The organism is Mesorhizobium sp. M1078 (genome assembly GCF_040318615.1).
Lineage (GTDB): Bacteria > Pseudomonadota > Alphaproteobacteria > Rhizobiales > Rhizobiaceae > Mesorhizobium.
The window spans coordinates 39,659-56,393 of the sequence record NZ_JAMYMP010000037.1 but is presented as its reverse complement, the minus strand read 5'-3'; the positions used below and the strand labels follow the sequence as shown (position 1 = coordinate 56,393).

General features: G+C 64.5%; 15 protein-coding genes. 10 read left to right on the top strand and 5 right to left on the bottom strand.

All coding sequences use genetic code 11. The features are described from left to right. Window positions 1-649 precede the first annotated feature (649 nt). Entirely contained in the window at window positions 650-1,456 is an 807-nt protein-coding gene (locus NKH38_RS28705; protein WP_352764853.1) for an IclR family transcriptional regulator, read from the bottom strand. Window positions 1,457-1,685: 229 nt separating this feature from the next. On the opposite strand from NKH38_RS28705, the gene NKH38_RS28700 reads away from it, so the two are divergent. Genes NKH38_RS28700 through NKH38_RS28685 form a run of 4 tightly spaced genes read left to right on the top strand, consistent with a single transcriptional unit; the run spans window position 1,686 to window position 6,198 of the window. Then, window positions 1,686-2,738 (top strand): ABC transporter substrate-binding protein, encoded by a 1,053-nt coding sequence (locus NKH38_RS28700; RefSeq protein WP_352764851.1) that lies wholly within the window; start codon window positions 1,686-1,688, stop codon window positions 2,736-2,738. Between the two features lie 27 nt (window positions 2,739-2,765). Next, window positions 2,766-4,265: a sugar ABC transporter ATP-binding protein gene (locus tag NKH38_RS28695; RefSeq protein ID WP_352764850.1), complete on the top strand. Its 1,500-nt coding sequence runs from the start codon at window positions 2,766-2,768 to the stop codon at window positions 4,263-4,265. Continuing rightward, window positions 4,262-5,227 (top strand): ABC transporter permease, encoded by a 966-nt coding sequence (locus tag NKH38_RS28690; RefSeq protein WP_023834041.1) that lies wholly within the window; start codon window positions 4,262-4,264, stop codon window positions 5,225-5,227. The genes NKH38_RS28695 and NKH38_RS28690 overlap by 4 nt, the downstream gene beginning before the upstream one ends. Then, window positions 5,224-6,198 (top strand): ABC transporter permease, encoded by a 975-nt coding sequence (locus tag NKH38_RS28685; protein WP_352764849.1) that lies wholly within the window; start codon window positions 5,224-5,226, stop codon window positions 6,196-6,198. Before NKH38_RS28690 ends, NKH38_RS28685 begins: the two co-directional genes overlap by 4 nt. Here the strand turns inward: NKH38_RS28685 and NKH38_RS28680 are convergent. After that, entirely contained in the window at window positions 6,172-7,113 is a 942-nt protein-coding gene (locus NKH38_RS28680; RefSeq protein WP_023701281.1) for an amidohydrolase family protein, read from the bottom strand. The genes NKH38_RS28685 and NKH38_RS28680 overlap by 27 nt on opposite strands. Window positions 7,114-7,184: 71 nt before the next feature. Between NKH38_RS28680 and NKH38_RS28675 the strand changes: the two genes are divergently transcribed. The 4 genes from NKH38_RS28675 to NKH38_RS28660 are packed head-to-tail and all read left to right on the top strand — an operon-like array spanning window position 7,185 to window position 11,121. Beyond that, entirely contained in the window at window positions 7,185-8,510 is a 1,326-nt protein-coding gene (locus NKH38_RS28675) for an alanine racemase (RefSeq protein WP_352764847.1), read from the top strand. A gap of 38 nt (window positions 8,511-8,548) precedes the next feature. Next, window positions 8,549-8,893, top strand: a complete 345-nt coding sequence (locus NKH38_RS28670; RefSeq protein ID WP_023670576.1) for a RidA family protein — start codon at window positions 8,549-8,551, stop codon at window positions 8,891-8,893. 2 nt (window positions 8,894-8,895) lie between these two features. Continuing rightward, complete coding sequence (locus NKH38_RS28665) at window positions 8,896-9,909, top strand: succinylglutamate desuccinylase/aspartoacylase family protein (protein WP_352764846.1); 1,014 nt, start codon at window positions 8,896-8,898, stop codon at window positions 9,907-9,909. 30 nt (window positions 9,910-9,939) lie between these two features. Further along, window positions 9,940-11,121, top strand: coding sequence for a hypothetical protein (locus NKH38_RS28660; protein ID WP_031237916.1), 1,182 nt, complete (start codon window positions 9,940-9,942; stop codon window positions 11,119-11,121). Window positions 11,122-11,196: 75 nt separating this feature from the next. On the opposite strand, the gene NKH38_RS28655 is transcribed toward NKH38_RS28660, so the two are convergent. From NKH38_RS28655 to NKH38_RS28645, 3 genes are read right to left on the bottom strand one after another with little or no spacing between them, the layout of a single operon-like run. Continuing rightward, window positions 11,197-12,048: a TIGR01459 family HAD-type hydrolase gene (locus NKH38_RS28655; RefSeq protein WP_352764844.1), complete on the bottom strand. Its 852-nt coding sequence runs from the start codon at window positions 12,046-12,048 to the stop codon at window positions 11,197-11,199. Next, a complete protein-coding gene (locus NKH38_RS28650) occupies window positions 12,045-13,334 on the bottom strand; it encodes an FGGY-family carbohydrate kinase (RefSeq protein WP_352764842.1) in 1,290 nt (429 codons plus the stop codon). The genes NKH38_RS28655 and NKH38_RS28650 overlap by 4 nt, the downstream gene beginning before the upstream one ends. After that, window positions 13,318-14,361, bottom strand: a complete 1,044-nt coding sequence (locus NKH38_RS28645) for a class II aldolase/adducin family protein (protein WP_023729086.1) — start codon at window positions 14,359-14,361, stop codon at window positions 13,318-13,320. Before NKH38_RS28645 ends, NKH38_RS28650 begins: the two co-directional genes overlap by 17 nt. 194 nt (window positions 14,362-14,555) lie before the next feature. Between NKH38_RS28645 and NKH38_RS28640 the strand changes: the two genes are divergently transcribed. Both NKH38_RS28640 and NKH38_RS28635 read left to right on the top strand, forming a co-directional pair. After that, complete coding sequence (locus NKH38_RS28640) at window positions 14,556-15,338, top strand: DeoR/GlpR family DNA-binding transcription regulator (protein WP_023670570.1); 783 nt, start codon at window positions 14,556-14,558, stop codon at window positions 15,336-15,338. Further along, window positions 15,335-16,714 (top strand): FGGY-family carbohydrate kinase, encoded by a 1,380-nt coding sequence (locus tag NKH38_RS28635; protein WP_352638747.1) that lies wholly within the window; start codon window positions 15,335-15,337, stop codon window positions 16,712-16,714. The genes NKH38_RS28640 and NKH38_RS28635 overlap by 4 nt, the downstream gene beginning before the upstream one ends. The last annotated feature ends 21 nt before the right edge of the window (window positions 16,715-16,735 follow it).

Genomic DNA, 16,735 nt, shown 5'->3' with positions numbered 1-16,735 from the left:
TCATGGTGGCGTTCCTTCGCGGGAATCAGGTGACGTGAACAATCACCAGCCTGCCATGACCGCCCCCTCTCAGCGAATTTGCAGAACTCTCAGCACACTACCCAAAACCTCCGCTGATTCTTACCGCTTGCTGGATGGCACTGGCGGCTCCAGACCGACTGCGCGCTGTGTCACGCCGGTAGACCTTTGCACCTCTGGGCGCTTTTGAACTTGCAAGTCGATGGAATCGGGCAAGCTGGGTGTAGATGATGCAGTCGTCATCTTATCGAGGTCCGGCAGCAACACCATCTTTGCGTAGCGTGGAGGAACCAGATGGCCTCCGAAAACAGCGAATATCCCGCACACGAATAAAGCGAGAAGCAGGGCCGTAAGCACATCTGTGAAAATCTCGACAAATCTCATGTGCTCGCTCCGCGCGTAAGGATCCCGCCGCGCTCTCGACAGTAAGAGCGGCGGGATCCTCAACCGGCGATGAAGGGACTTTGATCGACGGTCTTCTCCTAATGTGGCTTCCGGTTGCGTGTTCCCTGGTTCGGACCTTATCCACCGACTATGGGACTAAGGTCCGGAACCTAAATGGAACCAATGGGGAAGAGCGGAATCCATGTGCCTTTAAGAGGCTTCAACCTGAGTGCACGACGGCTGATCGTCAGCCTCCCGCCAGAGACAGTCCACGGGCGCGCTCGCGCAGCAACGCAAGCAGTTCGTCGCGCCGTGGCTCCGGCGTGTCGACGGGTAACACCAAACACAAGGTCCTTTTGATGGCGCCGTGGCCGTCACGGATGGGGGCCGCCATGCACCAGGTGAAACGGTCGGCCAAGGCTGTGGTCTCGCTGAAACCCTGCCGGTGGGCCAAGGCAACATCGGCAAAGAATTCGGCTGGTGCAATGATGCGGCCGTCGGGAAGCTTGTAGTCGCCAGATGGGATGAAATCCCTCAACTCTTGCTCGTTCATATGGCCGAGGAGCAGCCGTCCGGATGCCGTCCATGGGATCGGCACCTCAACCCCGACATCGCTTGAGATCCGGAACGGGCCCGGCGAAACTCGGCAGTCAAGAACGACGTATTTGTTGCCACGCAGGCCGCATAGCTGGACCGTCTCGCCTGTCTCGGCGGCCAACTTATCCAAGGTCTCGATGATGCGACGGTAATGGGCGTTGTGATGTGAGTAGGCCCAGCCGAACAGATGCATGGCGCGTCCGAAATAGACGTAACCTTCACCGCCGACGTTTTCGAGCATTTCGGCGTCGAGCAGGCTGTTGACGATCTCGTAGGTGGTCGAACGCGGCGCGCCGATCATTTTGGCGATGTCGCCGACGCGCATTGGCGCGCGGTGCCGCAGCAACGCCTCGAGCAGCATGATGACGCGGTCAATGCCGCGTCGTCGTTCGCCGTTGCGCGGCTCCGCGCCGGCTTCCTTCCCGATCGCATCGTTAGTGCCGTCGCTCATGACCATCCGCCAAAATCATTTCGGTTCTCGTCTCAAGGCGCTTGAAAGATGTCAAGGCTCGGTCTAGCATCCAGTTTGTCCGATATACAGACACATTGTCTGAAATACCAGACAAACTAACGAGCCTGACGCAGACAAATCCCGAGGCGACACACGGTTTCCAAGATCCGGCGACCGACGGGTTTCCTCGCCCTTGTTCTGCACGTCGAGGCCACAACCTCTGAAGGGAACAGTCATGATGAAATCACCGTTTTTCGCATCCGCCAGCGCGCTTTGCCTCGGTCTCGTGCTGAGCTTTGGCGCCGGCTCGGCAGCCAATGCCGCCGCCAACTGCATCAAGGGCGACCGCAAGGCGCCGTACACGATCGGCTGGGCCAACATCTATTCCGTGCCGACCTGGATGAAGCAGACCCAAGGCACGATCGAAGTCGAAGTCGAGACCCTGAAGAAGCAGGGACTGGTCGACAAGCTCGTCGTCACCGACGCTCAGGGCGATGCCAACGTCCAGATCCAGCAGATCCAGTCGATGATCGATTCCGATGTCGACGCCATCATCCTGATCGCCGGTTCGTCGACCGCACCTGCACGCGTTCTGGCCGATGCCTGCGCCAAGGGCATCGCCATCATCAACTTCGACAGCCTCGTCGATACCGACAAGCTCACCGCCAAGGTCAACACCGATTCTTCGCAATGGGGCGACCAGGCCGCCAAGTTCCTGATCGACGCCATCGGCGGCAAGGGCAAGATCCTGATCCTCAATGGCCCCGCCGGGGTTTCGGTCAGCGATGACAGGCGCAAAGGCGCCGACGCTGAGCTCAAGGCCCATCCCGACGTGACGGTGCTTGCCGAGACCAACACGCCCTACAACGTCGCGCCGGCACAGGAAGCCGTCGCCAGCCTGCTCTTCGCCAACCCCGAGATCGACGGCATCCTGTCGCTCGGCGGTGCTCTGTCGGCAGGCGCCGTGCTGGCCCTCGACAAGCAGGGCCGCGAACAGGTGCCGATCACCGGTGAGAACGCCCGGCAGTTTTTGGAACTCTGGAAAGAAAAGGGCTTGAAGAGCTGGGCGACGATGCAGCCGAACTGGCTCGGCGCCTTCGCCACCTACACCGCCGTTCAGGCGCTGGAAGGCAAGGATGTGCCGGCTTTCGTCAAGATTCCGCTGCCGGTGATCGACAATTCCAACATCGACGAATACCTCGCCCGGGCCAAGGACTTCCCGGCTGACGGCTACATCTTTTCTCCTTACGATGAGGAGCTGTTCAAGAAGCTGCTGGCTCAGAAATAAGCCTGAAGGGTTGTAGCGTTGACAACCATGGCTCCGCTGCTCGCGGCGCGCGGGGTGTCGAAGTCTTTCTTCGGCAACCCCGTCCTGCGCGACGTTTCAATCGCTCTCCAGCCGGGCCGCGTGCATGCGCTGCTCGGCGAGAACGGCGCCGGAAAGTCGACCTTGATCAACCTTTTGTCCGGCGCCTTGAGACCGGATGGCGGGACGATCGAGGTCGATGGACGCGCGGTCTCACGCATGACGCCGGCTGTTGCGCGGCAGGCCGGCATCGCCGTCGTCCAGCAGGAACTCAGCCTGACGGCCAGTCTTTCCATCGCCGAAAATGTTGGTCTCGGCGCCTATCCCAAACGGTTCGGCCTGATCGACTACCGCGAACTCGCTGCGCGGGCGAGGGCCGCATGCGAACTTGTCGGGCTGCACGAGCCGCTGTCGACGCCGGTCGGGCATCTGTCGCTCGGCCGCCGCCAAATGGTGGAGATCGCCAAGGCGCTCTACCGCCGGCCGCGCGTGCTCATTCTCGACGAACCGACATCGTCGCTATCGGCAACCGAAACCAAAATCCTCACCGATCTGCTGCAGCGGTTGCGCGGCGAAGGCATCGCCATTCTCTACATCTCGCACCGACTGAACGAAGTCATGGCTCTATGCCAGCACGTCACCGTTCTGAAGGACGGCACCTGCACGGCCGACCGCACCCTGGAAGGCACCGACGCCGCCGGGTTGGTTCGGCTGATGGTCGGCCGCGATCCCGGTGATCTTTTTCCGCAATGGCAGCCTTCCAGTTTGCCTGCCAACGCTATCTCCGTCCGAAATCTTTCGGCCGGCCTGATGCGCGACATCGATCTGGATATCAAAACGGGCGAAGTGCTTGGCATTGGCGGCCTGGTCGGGCAAGGGCAGGAAGATCTGCTGCTCGGTCTCTACGGCGCCATTCCGGCACGGACGGCGTCGGCGACCGTCAACGGCGCCTCCGGCCTGCCCGGCGGCGTGCCGAAAGCCAACGCGCTGGGGCTGGCCTATGTGCCCGCGGATCGCAAGCGCGAGGGCCTGCACCTGATCCATCCCATCATCACCAACATGATGCTGCCCGCCTTTGCCAGGCTGCCGGCGCTGAAGCTGCGCAGCCGCCGCGCAGAGGGCGAGACGGCCAAAAGCCTTGCCGCCCAACTCGGCATCAAGGGTCACCTCGGCCGGGCGGCGCAGGCTCTATCGGGCGGCAACCAGCAGAAGGTGGCGCTGGCGAAATGGATGCCGCACGACCCGCTGGTGCTTCTGCTCAACGATCCGACGCGCGGCGTCGACGTCGAAACAAAACGTGAGATCTACATGATGCTTCGCAATTTCGCCGCCGCCGGCAAGGCGGTCGTGCTGCTCAGTTCCGACACGCCCGAACTCGTGCACCTTTGCGACCGTGTAGCCATCGTTCGCGAAGGCCGCATCGTCGCCATGCTGGCGCGTGGAGCGCTGAGCGAGGAAGCCATCGTCTCCGCGGCGATGGGCGCCGAACAGCGGAAGGTTGCGGCATGAACACATCTTCCTCCGCCCGGCAGACCGATGCGCTCTACTGGCCGGTGCAGATGCGTCGCAATGTCGGCGTGCGCAGCCTGTTTGCCGTCGTCCTGGTGTTTCTCATCGCCTATGGCGTCCTCTTTCCGGGCCTGTTCACGGCGTCCGGCTTCGCCAAATTCACCCAGAGCTGGTTTCCATTGGCGCTGGTCGCCATGGCGCAGGCGATCCTGATGCTCACCGGCGGCATCAGCCTAGCCATCGGCGCGACGGTCAGCTTGGGCGCGGTCATCGCCGCGACGACGATGGCCGGGCCGCTGGGCGTCGCCGGGGGCACTGCCGCAGTGGCGCTGACGGGCCTCGGCATCGGGGCGGCGACCGGCTTCATCGTGGTACGGCTTCGGCTGCCGGCCATCGTGGTGACGCTTGCCGGGTCGTTCATCATCGGCGGCGCCGCACTGCTGATCCTGCCGCGGCCCGGCGGCGCAATCCCGGCGTGGCTGTCCGACCTGCTTGCCGGCAACACACCGGCGGCATTCGTGCTGCTGGTGGTCATCATTCTCCTGTGGAAGCTCTATCTCGCCACGCCGCTTGGCTTGAGCCTCTATGCCGCCGGCGAGAATCCGGTCGGCGCCTATCGCTCCGGCGTGCCGGTCGACGGCGCGCGCATTGCGGCCTATGCGATCAGCGGTCTGCTCTCCACTGGCGCCGGCTTGTTCGTCGCCGCACAGACCGGTTCGGGCGACCCGGTCATCGGCGCCGCCTTTACCCTGAACTCGATTGCCGCTGCGGTGCTCGGCGGCATCGGCTTCCTCGGCGGCCAGGGCACGATGCGCGGCGCGCTTGCCGGCAGCCTGCTGCTCAGCCTGATGATCAGCGTCATGTTCTTCCTCGGCTTCACGCCGGTCGCACAATATGTGGCCCAGGGCCTGATCATCATCGGCGCGGTCGCCATCCCGCAATTCCGCAAGGCACAGCAATGACAGCATGGAATGACAGCGCGGGCGGCAAACGCGCCCTGACGACGGTCCTGCGCAGCCGGCCGTTTCTCACCGTTGCCATCGTTGCCGCGGTCTGGATCGTGGCGAGCTTCGTTTCGCGCGGCTTCGGCGCTTATGGCCATCTGCGCTATCTGGTGGAGCTCGGCGCCGTCATCGGCCTGGTTGCCGCGGGCCAGACTTTTGTGGTGATCGCCGGCGGCATCGACCTTTCCGTCGCGGCCATCGTCACGGTCAGCGCCGTCAGCCTGCCGCTGCTGTCGTGGCTGGTGGATCCGACCGGCATCACCGCCATTCTTGCCGTTCTGGTGCTGACCACGGCAATCGGCCTGGTCAACGGGCTCGGCGTCGCTTTGCTGCGCGTCCACCCGATGATCATGACATTGGCCATGGCGACATTCTTGCAGGGTCTGTTGATCATCATCGCCGGCGGCAGCGCCGTGACCGCCGAGAACCCGCTGGTCCACTGGCTCGGCAATGGCCGGCCGGCCGGCATTCCCGCTGGCGTATTGTTGTGGGTGGTCGTGTCGGCGATCGTGCTGACCACGATGCATGCGACATCGCTCGGCGCCCGCATCTTCGCCATGGGCGCCAACCCACTTGCCGCGGCATTGTCCGGTGTTCCGGTCACGTCCACGACGCTTGCGGTCTACGGCATCAGCGGCTTCTGCTCGGGACTTGCCGGCGTGCTCGTGTTGGGCATGAACGGACAGGGCTATGTCGGCATCGGCGATCCCTATCTGCTCGCCTCGATTGCCGCTGTGGTCCTCGGAGGCACCTCGATCCTCGGCGGGCTTGGCACCTATGCCGGCACCATCCCCGGCGCCATCCTGCTGGTCACCATCACCGCGCTGATCACCGTCGTCAACGCATCGCCCGGCTGGCGCAGCATCCTGTTCGGCTCGCTGATCCTCGGCCTGCTGCTGCTCTCAGGCCGGGAGCAGGCGCGCCGATGACACATCGTCGAGCCGATAGATGCGCCTTGCGTTGCCGAAGAACAGCGCCGTCTGCTCGTCGGCGGAAAAGTCCGCTGTGATGGTTTTGAAGCCGTCATATATGTCATCGAACGAGGCATGCAGGCCGGCGACCGGAAAGTCGCTGCCGAACATGGCGCGACCGGTGCCGAAACAATCGATGCAATGCAGGACGACGGGCTTCAGGCTGTCGAGCGTCCAGTCATGATCGTAGGCGACCAGATCCGATATTTTGATGGCGACGTTGTCGCATTGCGACAGAAGCCGCAGCCCGTCGCGCCATCTCTGCATGCCGTCGGCGTCGCGGTCGATCGGACTGCCGCAATGGTTGAGCACGAATTGCTGATCGGGGAAGGCAGCCGCAAGGCGAGCCGCGCCGGCGAGCTGGCGCGGAAACACCATCAGGTCGAAGGCCAGCCGATGCTGGCCAAGCAAGGCAAGCCCGGCGCGCCAGGCCGGATCGTCCATGATGCCGTCACGGGCCGCAAAACGGCGGGCAGGGTCGGGATCCCAGCTCAATATGTCGCGCACGCCGGCGACACGCTCGAACGCGGCTTGCGCTTCGATCAGCGCAGGCGCCTGGCGATCGGCGAGCGGCACGTGAACGACATAGCGGGCGGCGACGCCGCGCGATTTGTCGAGTGCTTCAAGCCAGCGCGTTTCTCCGATGCAGTCGCCACTCGCCCAGCCGGCTTCGACATGGAGGGTGGCGACGACATTATGCCCTATGGCATCGCGCGCATAATCCCCGGGCAGATAGTTCCGCCGCAAGGGGCCAAGCTCGCCCAGGCCGCCGCGCTCGCCGGCCGTGGCGCCGAGCCAGGGATGCCGTCCCAGGCTGAGATCCCAAAGATGATGATGGGCGTCGATGATCGGTCCGGCGTAAGGTTCTGGCACGTATCTCTCTCAGGCTGTGACCGGCGATCGATTCTGGCTTCGTTCTGCGACGGTGAAAGGGTTAGCATCGGATGACTGAAAACTCACCGGTTCCAGCCCTTTCGGTGCACGAAAATTTTCAGCTCGACGACCGCATCCGCGGCGTGCCTCCCGGCACAACCGGGCTTGACAGCAGCCTTGTCGCGGCCGAGCACTGGCATCCCGCCGATGGACGCATGGCGCTTCCGGTGCTGACCCTCGACGAGGCGGCCTTCTCCGTCAATCGCGACCTGTTCCTGCGCTATGCGCGCGAACACAATGTTGAGATCGCTCCGCATGCCAAGACGCCGATGGCGCCCGACCTTGCCCGGTCGCTGGTCGAGGCCGGCGCATGGGGCACGACGGTCGCCGACATCAGGCAAGCGACAGTGATGCTGAAGGCCGGCTTGACACGGCTGATCATCGCCAATGAGGTTGGCGGAGCCGGCGGCGCCAACCGGCTGGCGGTGCTTGCTGGTGCCTGGCCGGATGCCGAGCTCTATGTCTTTGCCGACTCGGTCGACGCCGTGAATGCGCTTGCCGAGGCCTGGCGCGCCAATGCGGCGCTGCCGCCGCTGCGCGTGCTGGTCGAACTTGGTGCGGGCAGGGCGGGCGCCCGCACCACCGCGCAAGCCGAGGCTATCGCCGATGCGATCACGGCTGCCGGCGGGCGGCTGCTGATCGCCGGCGTTACGACCTATGAAGGGGCGGCGGCGCAACCCGAGCCCGGTCGCACCGATGAGGTGATATCCCGCCTGCTGGCAATGACCGCCGACATGTTCCTGCGGCTGCGTGCCCGCGTCGGCGGCGACGCACCGCTGATCGTCACAGCCGGCGGCTCCGCCTTCTTCGACAGAGTGGTTGAAGCACTTTCGCCGGTGGTTTTCAGCGACGGCAACGCAACGCTGGTGCTGCGCAGTGGCGCCATCTTCTTCCACGACCACGGCACCTATGACCGTTCGCTCGGCGCCCTCGATGCCCGCAAGGGTTTTGCCATAGGCGGCATCAGCGCTTCGGCGCGGCATTCCTTTCGCCCTGCGCTACGCCTGTGGGCCGAAGTGCTGTCGCGGCCTGAGCCCGGCCTCGTCATCTGCGGCATGGGGATGCGCGACGTGTCGTTCGACCAGGGATTTCCAACGCTGCTCACGGTCTTCCGCGCCGGGAAGCCGTCGCCGATGCCCATCGCGCGCGCCGAGGTGGTCAAGCTCAACGACCAGCATGCCTTCCTGTCGATTGCGCCGAGCGACGACATCGCCGTCGGCGACGTCATCGAATTCGGCATCTCGCACCCCTGCACCTGCCTCGACCGTTATCGTGTGATCTTCGGGGTCGACGCGACCGGCCACGTCCGCCACGCTTTCCCCACCTGGTTCGGCTGACCAGATCCCCGAAAAAGAGAACCTCGAAAGGATTCGATATGATCAAGTATTTTCAGTCCGGCTCGCGCATGTCGCAGGCAGTCGTCTATGGCGGCCTCGTTCACATAGCCGGCCAGGTGGCCAACGATCGCAAGGCCGGCATCGAAGGCCAGACCAGCGACGTGCTTGCCAAAGTCGAGGCGCTGCTGGTCGAGGCCGGCAGCAGCAAGTCGAAGTTGGTGGCGGTCAACATCTTCCTGCCGCAGATCGGTGATTTCGAGGCAATGAACAGCATCTACGATGCCTGGATCGATCCTGCCCGCCTGCCGGCGCGGGCCTGCGTCGAGGCGCGGCTTGCCGACCCTGATCTGCGCATCGAAATCACCGCGGTCGCGGCGGTCTGACCATGCACACCGGCCTCGCCCACACGCTCGATTTCGACCGCGACGGCAAGACGCTCAGCCATCTAAGCATTCCGTTCTCGATCGATCGCTCGCCCTACTTTCAGGTCAAGGTGCCGATCTGCCTCATCCGCAATGGCGACGGCCCGTCACTGCTTTTGATGGCCGGCAATCACGGCGACGAATATGAGGGCGAGCTGTCGCTGGCAAAACTGGCGCGCCGGCTCGATCCGAAGCGGATCAAGGGCCGCATCACCATCATGCCGATGGCCAACGCCCCTGCGGTGATGGCCGCCAAGCGCTGCTCGCCGCTCGACGGCGGCAATCTCAACCGGGCCTTTCCCGGCGATCCCTCGGGAACGCCGACAAGCCGGCTCGCCAATTTCCTTGAGACGGAGCTGTTCCCCCGTCACGAGGTCGTCTTCGATATCCATTCGGGCGGCACGTCGATGGAGCATCTGCCGACCGCGCTGGTCGAACGCAACGCCGATCCCGAGCGCCACCGGCGTGGCGTCGAGCTGATGCGCAAGCTCGGCATGCCCTACGGCTTTATCGCTGACAACGGCCAGGCCTCGCCAACCTCGATGGGCGCAGCGCGCCGCGCCGGCGCCGTCGGCGTCAGCGGTGAGTTCGGCGGCGGTGGCACCGCAACGGTCGATTCGATGGCGATCACGGCCCGCGCACTCGACCGTCTGATGATAGCAATGGGTGTGGTCGGCGCGCCGGTTCTTCTTGGCGCTGGCGAAAAGCATTCGGCGCCGACAAGGCTGCTGTCCCTGTCCAGGCACAGCCAGGGCCTCTATGCCACCCGCCGCGGCTGGTTCGAGCCCGCCGCCAGGCTCGGCGACAGTGTCACTTCAGGACAATTGGCCGGCTGGTACCACGATCTCGAGCGGCTCGATGTTGCCGAGGAGGCCCTACATTTCGCCGAAAGCGGCTTGGTGCTGTCGCGCCGGCTGCACACGATGTGTGAGGCGGGCGACTGCCTAATGCAGGTCGCAGAGCCGGTCGACGGCTGAGCCAAACCCGGATCAGGCAGAGGATATTCCATGCAGCAACTGTCCATGTGGACCTATCCCTGGGACATCCAGGATCTCGGCCTGGAGACGGTCGAACGTGATCTTGTCGGGCGCGCCGGGCTCAACATGATCAGCCTGGCGACATCCTATCATGCCGGGCGCTTCCTGCAGCCGCGCAGTCCGCGCCGCAAGGCCTATTTCCCTGAGGACGGCACCATCTATTTCAAGCCGACCGCAGCGCGCTGGGGAAGTCTAGCCATCCAGCCCAAGGTGGCTGACGTGATCACCGAGGGCGGCGACGTGCTCGGTCAGCTCATCCGCCGTCGCGACGCGGGCGGACTAGGCGTTTCGTGCTGGACGGTCTGCCTGCACAACACCCGCCTGGGCATGCTGCATCCGCAGGCCGTCACCCGCAACGCCTTCGGCGATGCCAATTACTACAATCTCTGCCCGTCCCATCCCGATGCGCGCGCCTATGTCCGCGCGCTGATCGCCGACATCTCGCACAGCTACCGGCCGGACGGGATAGAACTTGAAAGCCCGTCCTTCATGGGCTTTGCCCATGAATACCATCACGAGAAGGACGGTGTCGGGCTGACGCCGGAAGACGATTTTCTTTTGTCTCTGTGCTTCTGTCCGTCCTGCGTCTCCCGTGCGGCAAAAGCCGGCATCGATGCCGAGGCGGCGAGCAAGCTCACCAGGCAATGGATCGTCGAGACCTGCGAGCGTGCGGTGCCTGAGCGGCGCTTTCCCAATTTTCCCGCCTGCGGGCTCGACGCCTTTGCCCCATGGCCGGAACTCCATGCCTATCTCTTGTGGCGATTCGAGCCAGTGACCAGCCTGGTCGCCGAACTGCGCGAGGTAGCCGATCCCACGACGCGGGTCGTTATTATCGATCTGAAAGACGGCTGGCTTGGCGGTTGCGATCTGGCAGCGCTGGGCAAGGTCTGCGACGGGGCGATCCTGTGCGCCTACGACATGCAGGCCGGCGATGTCGCCAGCCTGATGGCGGCCGGCCGTGCGGCACTGGGCGCGGACAAATTCCTCGGCGCCGGCTACCGGCTGTTCTATCCGGAAATGGCCCGCCCCGACATCCTGGCGGCCAAGGTGAAGCCGGCGCTGGCGCCCGGTGTTGACGGCATCAATTTCTACAATTACGGCCTCATTCCAGCCGCGCGGCTCGACTGGATCGGCGCTGTTCGGCGGTCTTGAGCCAGCCGGCCAATGCTCGTCGGCCACGAGGCGTTGAGGCCGGATTCGCGCGCGAGCGCTGCCAGGTGAATCAAATCAGCGAAACCTGAAGCGATCCATGATGTAATCCGGGTAGGCGTCCATCGTGTCGAACAGATCGAACAGGTCAGGGGTCTCCGCCAATATTCCTGACAGAACCAGCACCGTGGCCACGCCGGCAGCAAGTCCGCCAGCGATGTCGTGTTCGACACTGTCGCCGACGCAGACCACAGTGCTGCGGTCTGGATTGCCTGCCAGCGCTAGCGCGGCGCCGAATATGGCGGGGTAAGGCTTGCCGATACGCGTGACGCTACCACCGAGGTCCTCGTAGAGATCCGCCAGCCGGCCGGCGCCGAAGCGCGGCCCCACTGCCGTCAGCATGATCTTGTCAGGGTTGGTGCAGAAGCATGGCACCTGCCGCACCGCAGCCGGCGCAAGAAGCCGGCGATAGTGCTCGACATCGTAGCGGTCGCCCTCGCTGGCCGAAATCAGCACCAGCCCGGCATCGTCACCGTCCTTGGTCAATGCGAAGGGCAGACCTTCGATCGCCGAGCGGTCATCGTCGCGGCTTATCAACAGGCATTTCGTGTTTGGCAGTAGCTTTCCGGATACCGCCATGTCGTGGAAGAACTCCCACGCGACCTCGCCGGAAGAAACAAAATGGTCCCAGCTTCCCGGTTCGAAGCCGAGCTTTAGCAGCCGGCTCTCGTTGGGCCCCGCCCGCTTGCCGGAGTTCGAGATCAACACAATGGTCTTGCCGGCGCGCTTCAGCGTCGACAGTGCTTCCACCGCCCCTGGATAGGGGCTGGCGCCGTCATGCAGCACGCCGAACTGATCGAGCAGGAAAACATCATAGCGCTCGGCCAGCTGGTTGACGCCGTTGAGGTGTTCGACTGTTTTCGCGCTCATAGAAGCCCCGCCGCGCTTGCGCCCGTCAGCGCCAGTCGCGCCGTGCCGGCGGCGGCTTCGTCCGAAAGTGCCGGCAGGAAATCAACACCAAGTCTGCGCCGCCGGATCGCCGTCCAGGCGGCATTCGCCGCACCGCCGCCGACGCTTCTGACCGACGTCAGCCGCGGCGCGCCGAGCTCGGCGAGCCTGTCATAACCGAGCGCCTCGATCGCGGCGATACCCTCCAACATGGCTTTCAGATAGTCGGCGTCCTCCACCGGTCGGGGCACAAGACGCGGCGGCAGTGCCGGATCGGCGATCGGAAAGCGTTCGCCTGCAGTGGCAAGAGGATAGTAGTCGAGGCCGGTCTCGGTCATCGGGTCGATCGCCATGCTCAGCTCGACGATGCGCGCCAGAGGGAAATGTTGTGTCAGCACCTTGCCGCCGGAGTTCGATGCTCCGCCCGCCAGCCAGACATCTCCAAGCCGATGGCTGTAGATGCCGAAGCGGGGCGCCGAGATAGGCCGGTCGGACAGGATCTTGACGGTCAACGACGACCCCAGCACGGTGACGCCGTCGCCCATTGCCGCGGCACCTGTCGCCAGGAACGAGGCGCAGCCATCGGTCGTTCCGGCGACGACGGCGATTTCGCGCGGTAAGCCGAACATATCCGCGGCATCCGCGGTTAGCTTGCCGACGACATCGCCCGGCCTGACGACGCCGGGCAGCAACTCCATGCGCATTTCGGTGGCCGCAATCCAGTCCGGCCAGCAGCGGGCCGTGATGTCGTAACCGGTTTTCAAGGCATTGTTCTCGTCGCTGACATCGAAGCGACCGGAGAATTGTCCCGCGATCCAGTCCGCCTGATGCAGCACCGCGGCAACACCGGGCGTGCGCTGGAACCAGAGCGCCTTGGCGAGACCGGACGTCGCCCCAAGTGCGGCACTGGTCGCTGGGGCTTCGCGAGCGATCGCGACCAGAATGGCGTTGTCGGCGACCGTATCGTTGTACATCAGCGGCTCGGCCAGCGGCCGCCCGGCGGCGTCGACCGGCAGCAACGTACCTGAAGTGCCGTCAACAGCGATCGACCGGACCGCTGTTCGGTCGATGCCCGAAAGCAGTTCCGCCAGCGCTGGGCCGACCGCTGACCACCACACTGCAGGGTCGCGGGCATTCCGGCCAAACAACTCGAGCGAAACGGCGGAACGCGCGGCAATGGAAAAATCTGGACGCATGGCGACCGCGCGCGCGCCGGACGTGCCGATGTCGATGCCTATGGCAAGCGGCGTGTCAGCGGCTGGCGGCATTGAGTTTCTGTCGATACTTCTCGGCGTCCCAGTTGACCAGTTCATCGTTCTCGGCGGCGGTGAGGTAGTTCAGCCGCGCTGCAATGTCGATGCGTGCCGTCACGTCGGCAAGGCAGCGTTGCATGGCGTCGGCGCCGGCACTGGCGTCGCCGCGCATCAGCACGCCCAGCCCGGGAAACAGGATCGCCACGGGCTTTGCACCGCACCGCTCGATGACGCGCGGCACATCCTCACCGGGCTTTGCCACCACCGACCCCCGACCCAGAAAGATGACGTGATCGGGGTAGAGGCTGCCCCCCGACGCCATGCGGCGGCTTTCGGGATCGATGGCTACCGCGTGCGCCTCGACTTCCGCCGGCAGCCTGTAACCGGTTTTCCCGGCCAGCGCCGCCAATCCCGCAACATCCGGTTCCGCCACTTGGCGCGCCGGCCGCGCCAGAAGCAGCGTGACGCGGCGCAGCAGCACTTCGGCCTCGGCGACGGTATCGGCCGCGACGACCAGCCCGTGATTGGCAAGGATCAGCACGTCGACCCCAGCCTGAAGCCGCTCGGCAATACCCTGGGCAAGCGGCAGGCCTGGCCGGAAATAAGGAACATACACCCATTTGAGACCATCAAGGCGTCTGGCGGCTTCCACCTCGCAATTGGCCTGTACCGCCAGCGAAATGGTTTCGACGCAATGGACATGCAGGACGACGCGCTGCGGCATCAGCGCGTGAACGGTGGTTTCAATCGAAGGGCGCAGGCGCCGGGCGTTGAGCGTCTCGATGGCGAAGATCTGCGGCTGGTCGGCGGCGCTGTCGCGCTGTTCGACAGCCCTGAGCAGCGGCGCCATGGCCACCGGCACCATGATATCTTCGGAGAGCGCATCCTTCAGCCATGTGCCGGAAGCCTTGATCCACAGCGTGTCGCCGGCTTTTAGCGAGGTGTTGCCGCCGGCGGCCTGGGTCAGGTTTGGATTGCGCCCGATGCTGGCCGAAAGCGCCCGCAAGGCAGTCATTTCCTGCGCATCCGCATAGGTCGCCATGGCGCATTTCCTCTATCAGCTCCGCCAGCCTCGCAGCTTCGGATACCCGTCGTGGGATGTTGATGTGTATCGCAGATGCGAGCGACTTACGTCAATGGTGATCTAATTTCATCAAAAGGTTCTTGCAATCGGAAAGATGCTGAGTAAGTTACGTCAAATGCCGCGGCAAAAACGGCTCCTGGGAGGAAAAACGATTGAGCGACTCCGGCCGCCAGCGTCAGATCGTCGAGTTGCTGCGGGATCGCCCCTTCGCGTCGGTGCGCGAACTGCAGGAGCAGCTCGGCGTGTCGGCGGCGACGGTGCGGCGCGACATCGACAAGATCGACGAGGCCGGTGAAGCACGGAAGGTCTATGGCGGCATCTCGGCGCTCGACGGCGCTTCACAGGCGGGTGTTGCCTATGCCAGGCCCTATGACGAGAACCGCGACCTCGCGGTCGAGGCCAAGCGGCAGATCGCCGCTCTCGCGGCCACGATGGTGCGCGACGGCGATGCGGTCATCGTGCATGGCGGTTCGACCTGCTTCCACCTTGGGGTCAAGCTGGCTGAGCGCAGCATCCGTCTCTATACCAATTCGATGCCGCTCGCGGCCTATCTGAGCGACCACGGCCATTGCAGCCTGACCGTTGCCGGCGGCGATCTGCATCGTGAGCCGGGCATCATCCATTCACCGACCCAGGCGGAGCCGTTCTACGCATCGAAGTTCTTTCTCGGCGCCCAAGGCCTTGGCCAGGAGGGCGTGCTGGAATCGCACCCCCTGCTGGTCCGCTCCATCGCCGATCTCAGCCTGTGTGCCGACCAGATCGTGGTGCTGGCCGACAGCCGCAAACTGTCGATCCACGCCCGTAACATCGCGCTGCCCTTGTCGCGCATCGGCACGCTGGTGACCGATGACGGCCTGTCCGACGTCGACGCGCGCATGCTGGAAGACGCGGGCGTCATGGTGCGCATCGTTTCGGTTTCGGGAGCCATCCAGTGAAGATGGCCGTCCTCGATTTCGGCAAGACCAATTCGAAGCTGTTCGTCTTCGCTCAGGACGGGCGCATCGTCGACGAGCGCCGGACCCGGCCGAACTGGATGCGCAAAGATGGCTTCAGCGTGCTTGATGAGGCAGCACTTCACGATTGGGCGGTTCGCGCCGTTAGCGAGGCCGCCGACATCCATGGCGTAGAGGGCGTGATGGTGTCGGGCCATGGCTGCACCTTTGCCCTGGTCGACGAGGCGGCGCTAACGCATCCGATACTCGACTACGAGCAAGAGCCGCCGGCTGATATTGCCGCGCAAATAGATCGCCTCGTTCCGGATTTCACCGAGACCTTCTCGCCGCGATTGCCGCTCGGCTTCAACTACGGTCGCCACATGCTGTGGCTACAGGCGGTGCAACCCGGTGCATTCACGGCCGCGAAATCGATCCTCGGCTATCCACAATACTGGAGCTGGCGGTTTGGCGGCCGGGCGGTCTCGGAAGTGTCCTATCTCGGCTGCCACTCGCATTTATGGGCGCCGCGCAAGCGCGACTTCAGTTCGCTGGTCGACATCGAGGGCTGGCGCGACCGGATGCCCGCTTTCGAGCGGGCGGGCTCGGTTATCGGCGAGCAACGCCTCAGCGACACGAAGCGGCGGATCGCCATCCACAATGGTGTCCATGACAGCAATGCCGCGCTCCATGCCTATCGCCGGCAGGAGCTTGGCCCGGTCACCGTCGTCTCGACCGGCACCTGGGTCGTCGTGCTTAATCCGGATTGCCTGCTCGACGCGCTCGATGGCCAGCGCGACATGCTGGTCAATGTCGATGTCGACGGCGGCCCTGTGCCGACCATCCGCTTTATGGGCGGGCGCGAATTCGCCACGATCAGCGACGGCTGGCAAGGCGCGATCGCGCCGGCGACAGTGCAGCGGGTGATCAACGCCGGCAGCATGGCGCTGCCGAGCTTCGCGCCGGGCGGCCCAATGCCCGGCCGCGCCGGCAAATTGGTCGGCCGCATGCCAAGCGCCGAGGAACGCGCAGCCGTGGCGCTGCTCTACGTCGCGCTGATGGTCGACCTCTGCCTCGACCAGATCCATTCGGACAACACCGTGATCGTCGATGGCGGACTGAACGCTGGCGGCCTGCTCGCCGGGCTAGTGGCGCAACTGCGTCCCAGCCAGGCCTTCCTGCAAGGGGCCACACTGGAGGGCAGCGCCACCGGGGCGGCGGCGCTGGCCTTCGAGACCGTCGGCCGCGAATTTGCCGCGGAAGTGCCGGAGCCCGTGCGTGCCGCAAGCTTCACCGGACTTGCCCGATATCGCGACACATGGCGTGGCCTCATCGGCGAGCAGGGCATCCCCCGCGCGGCAGCGGGAGGCGCACGGTGATCGTCGCTGCTCAGGCCGAAG